Raw genomic sequence first — 3,549 nt, 5'->3', positions numbered from 1 at the left:
CTCGGCTCGACCCCGATCGCGCGGTACATCTACGAGACCGCGGCCCGCACCGGCAAGCGCGTGCAGGCCCTCGGCGGCGCGAAGAACCACATGGTCGTGCTGCCGGACGCCGACCTCGACCTGGCCGCCGACGCGGCCGTCTCGGCGGGCTTCGGCTCGGCCGGCGAGCGCTGCATGGCGATCTCGGTCGTCGTCGCGGTCGACCCGGTCGGGGACGAGCTGATCGCCAAGATCAAGGAGCGGGTCGCCGAGCTCCGGATCGGCCCCGGGGACCACCCGGAGGCCGAGATGGGCCCGCTGGTCACCCGGGCGCACCGCGACAAGGTCGCGTCCTACCTGGACAGCGGGGTCGCGCAGGGCGCGACCCTCGCGGTCGACGGGCGCGAGACGCCGGTGCTCGGCGGCGGCGCGGACGGCTTCTGGCTCGGCCCGACCGTCCTCGACCACGTCACCCCGGAGATGGACTGCTACCGGGACGAGATCTTCGGCCCCGTCCTGTCGGTCGCCCGCGCCGGCTCCTACGACGAGGCGATGCGGCTGGTCTCGGCCAACCCGTACGGCAACGGGACGGCGATCTTCACCAACGACGGCGGGGCGGCGCGCCGCTTCCAGAACGAGGTGGAGGTCGGCATGGTCGGCATCAACGTGCCGATCCCGGTCCCGATGGCGTACTACTCCTTCGGCGGCTGGAAGGCGTCGCTGTTCGGCGACAGCCACGCCCACGGCATGGAGGGCGTCCACTTCTACACCCGCACCAAGGCGGTCACGGCCCGCTGGCTGGACCCGTCGCACGGCGGCGTGAACCTGGGCTTCCCCACCAACGGCTAGCCCGCGCCCATCGGTGGACGGCCCCGGCACCGCCGGGGCCGTCGCCGTTCCGGGGAGCGAACGCCAGCGCCGCCGCGAGGCAGGCGAACGGCAGGACGGGCATGACGTACCGGTAGTCGAAGTCGGCCGTCGCGATCGGGAACACCAGCAGCGTGACGGCCGTGCCGAGCACCAGCAGAGGTGCGCGGCCGCGCCGCAGCACCGCGACCGCGCCGACCGCGAAGAGCGCGCCGAGTGCAGGGCCGGGCAGGAAGACGTGCCGCTGGTAGGCGATCATCCGCTGCGCCTGGGCCTCGTTCACCCGGCTCGGGTCGCCGCCGGCCGTGTAGGTGAGGATGTCGCCGAGGGCCGTCCCGCCGTGCCCGCCCCAGCCGCGACCGGCGGGGAAGATCTGCGGACGGTCCCGGAAGTGGTACAGCACCTCGGTCGTGCCGTTCGGGTACGGACGCCGCCGGTTCTCGAACGTGTAGCCGATGCCGCGCGCGACGTCGCTCGCGTACGCGCGCGGCTGCGCGAGGATCGCGCGGACCGCGAAGTCGCGCAGCGTCCGGTTCGCGTCGGGCGAGGCCACGGACCACCCACGGGTACGCGGCGGGATCGTGCTGATCCAGATGAGCCGTCCGGGCGGGATGCGCTGGGCCTGGACGCGTTTGGGCAGGCACAGGTCCCGCTCGTGCGCGGGCGGACGGATCTTCGTGCACGCCGCCCAGTTCGCCGTCCGCCCCCACAGGAAGATCCCGTCGCTGGTCGTCAGCGCGAACGTGCCGTTGACCTGCTGGAACCAGAAGGCGTACGAGACCAGCGGGACGGCCGCCGCCGTCCCGAAGGCCAGCGCGGACCGCCAGCCGCCGCGCCACAGCAGCAACCCGAGCGGCAGCAGCGGGATGAGCGGGGTGCCCGCCGACCGCACCAGGGCCGCAGCGCCGAGCAGCACTCCCGCCGCGACCGCCTGCCGCCACGCCGGACGCGCCCGGTCCGGGCCGAGCGGCCGCCAGAGCAGCACGGTCATGCCCGCGACCAGCAGGAACGTGAACGGCGTCTCCGACATGATCAGGTGTTCGAGCTCGACCTGGTAGCCGTCGAAGAGCACCGGCAGCACCGCCGCCACGGCGGCCCACCCGGGCAGCCGCGCGCGCCGCAGCAGCGCGTACGACAGCACCGCGACCCCGAGGCCGAGGACGTGCTGCAGGAACACGATCAGGTAGAGGCTGTGGGCGGGCCTGAGCAGCCACAGCAGCATCGGATAGCCGGTCGTGCGCGTGGGGGAGGGACGCGGGTTCAGCGCGTGCCCGATGTAGAAGTACGAGTCGCCGGTGAACCACAGGCCGGTCGGATAGGCGCGCAGGGCCGTCCAGCGGAGCACGGCCGCTCCCGCCAGCACGACGAGGAACAACGCGTGCCGCCGCACGGCCGGCCCGAGCTGGGGCACGCGCCGTAGCAGGCGTGGCGGCAGGCGGGGCGGCACGCCGGGCGGGAGCGTCCACCGCCCGGACACTCGGGGGAGAAACGCCCAGATCGCTGAAAATTTCGCGAATTGCCTGCCGGGTGAGCGGCGGCCGCGAGCGGTGTCGTCGATCACAGGCCGCCCACGCTAGGCGGGCCGGGTGGCCCCGCGGTGAACGGCGCACAGCGGCGGGTGAGCCGCCGGATGATCCGCCGGGTGGGCCGCGCGGGGGCCCGCGGGCGCGGCCTGGCCGGATGGTTGAAGCCGCAGGTCCGGGGTACGGGGATTTCTGCCGTCCGGATGTTTCCGTCGTCAATTTTCGCCTTTCGCGCCCCGACAAATAATAGCTACAAGTATTGACTGGCTCTGTGACGGGGGACACAATCTGAACTGTCCCAATTAAAGGGGACGGAATTGAAAAAGGTCACGGCCCGACAGGCGCGCTCCGCACTCCGGAACCCGCGCCGGCAGGAAGGTCACCCGATGACTGACGACCACTCGGCGGAGGTCGAGGCGCTTTCCCGGCGCTTTCCGGGCTGGACCGTCTGGTTCGGCCCGTTCACCGGCCACTGGTGGGCGCTGCCGCCGCGGCCCCTGGACATCGGGGACTTCGTCGAGGCCGAGACCCCGCGCAGGCTCATCGCACGGATCGAGGTGATCCAACACAACGACCGCAGGCAGTACCCGCGGACGGACGGCCCCCGGCCGTCCCGCGACCTCCGGCGGGACGCGCGTCGTCCCTCGAATCTCCTCCGTCTCGAGGGCGTCACACCGTCGCCGCCTCGCCGGGGACCGGTGACCGCGTGGCCAGGCAGCACTGCAAGGTGATCCGCTGTTCCCCAACCTCGCCACGCCCCCACCGGTGCCGCCGCGGCCCGAGGAAAAGGCAGTAGCCCGCGCCATATCCCTCTCCAGCAACCTCCGTGTGTGGCGCGGACGCCAGCACCCACTGCCTCCCGGGTCGCGGCGGTTTCACATTCTCCGGACGCCCGGTCAATGGCACGCGCGAAAAGCCGAATAAAGGGCGTGCGCGCGTGCGTTCCGATCGCCTGGACCGGCGCCGCCCGGACGTCCCGCCGTAATGGCCGTCCGGAGGCGGCCGGCGCGGCGGTAAAGTCTCCCCGAAGGCGGACGGGGAGCGGGAGCGACATGCTGCGGTGGACCGGTGCGGGGCGCGTGGCGCGGACCGGCGCGAGGATCGGCTCCTCGCCCGCGGGGGCGCGTGCCCGGACGCGCGCGACGGCGGTGGCGCTGACCGCGGGCCTGGCCGTCTCGGC

3 protein-coding genes are annotated in these 3,549 nt (G+C 73.0%); 2 read left to right on the top strand and 1 reads right to left on the bottom strand.

What is annotated here, in order from left to right; all coding sequences use genetic code 11:
• On the top strand, window positions 1-828 hold an 828-nt coding region (locus AB0J52_RS32315; protein ID WP_500186614.1), incomplete at its 5' end, for an aldehyde dehydrogenase family protein.
• On the opposite strand, the gene AB0J52_RS32310 is transcribed toward AB0J52_RS32315, so the two are convergent.
• A complete protein-coding gene (locus AB0J52_RS32310) occupies window positions 764-2,257 on the bottom strand; it encodes a phospholipid carrier-dependent glycosyltransferase (RefSeq protein ID WP_500186612.1) in 1,494 nt (497 codons plus the stop codon). The genes AB0J52_RS32315 and AB0J52_RS32310 overlap by 65 nt on opposite strands.
• Window positions 2,258-2,755: 498 nt before the next feature.
• Here AB0J52_RS32310 and AB0J52_RS32305 point away from each other — a divergent pair, with 498 nt between their 5' ends.
• The gene (locus AB0J52_RS32305) at window positions 2,756-3,100 is read left to right on the top strand and encodes a hypothetical protein (protein WP_500186611.1); all 345 of its coding nucleotides are present in this window, start codon (window positions 2,756-2,758) and stop codon (window positions 3,098-3,100) included.
• Window positions 3,101-3,549: the final 449 nt, after the last annotated feature.

Source organism: Spirillospora sp. NPDC049652, from assembly GCF_040675125.1.
In the GTDB taxonomy this organism is placed as follows: Bacteria; Actinomycetota; Actinomycetes; order Streptosporangiales; family Streptosporangiaceae; genus Spirillospora.
The sequence above is the reverse complement of the archived record's forward strand: the minus strand, read 5'-3'. Positions and strand labels throughout refer to the sequence as shown.

Excerpts from the sequence above, each read along its gene's own strand:
- AB0J52_RS32305 (WP_500186611.1), top strand. The coding sequence starts at position 2,756 with ATGACTGACGACCACTCGGCGGAGGTCGAGGCGCTTTCCCGGCGCTTT.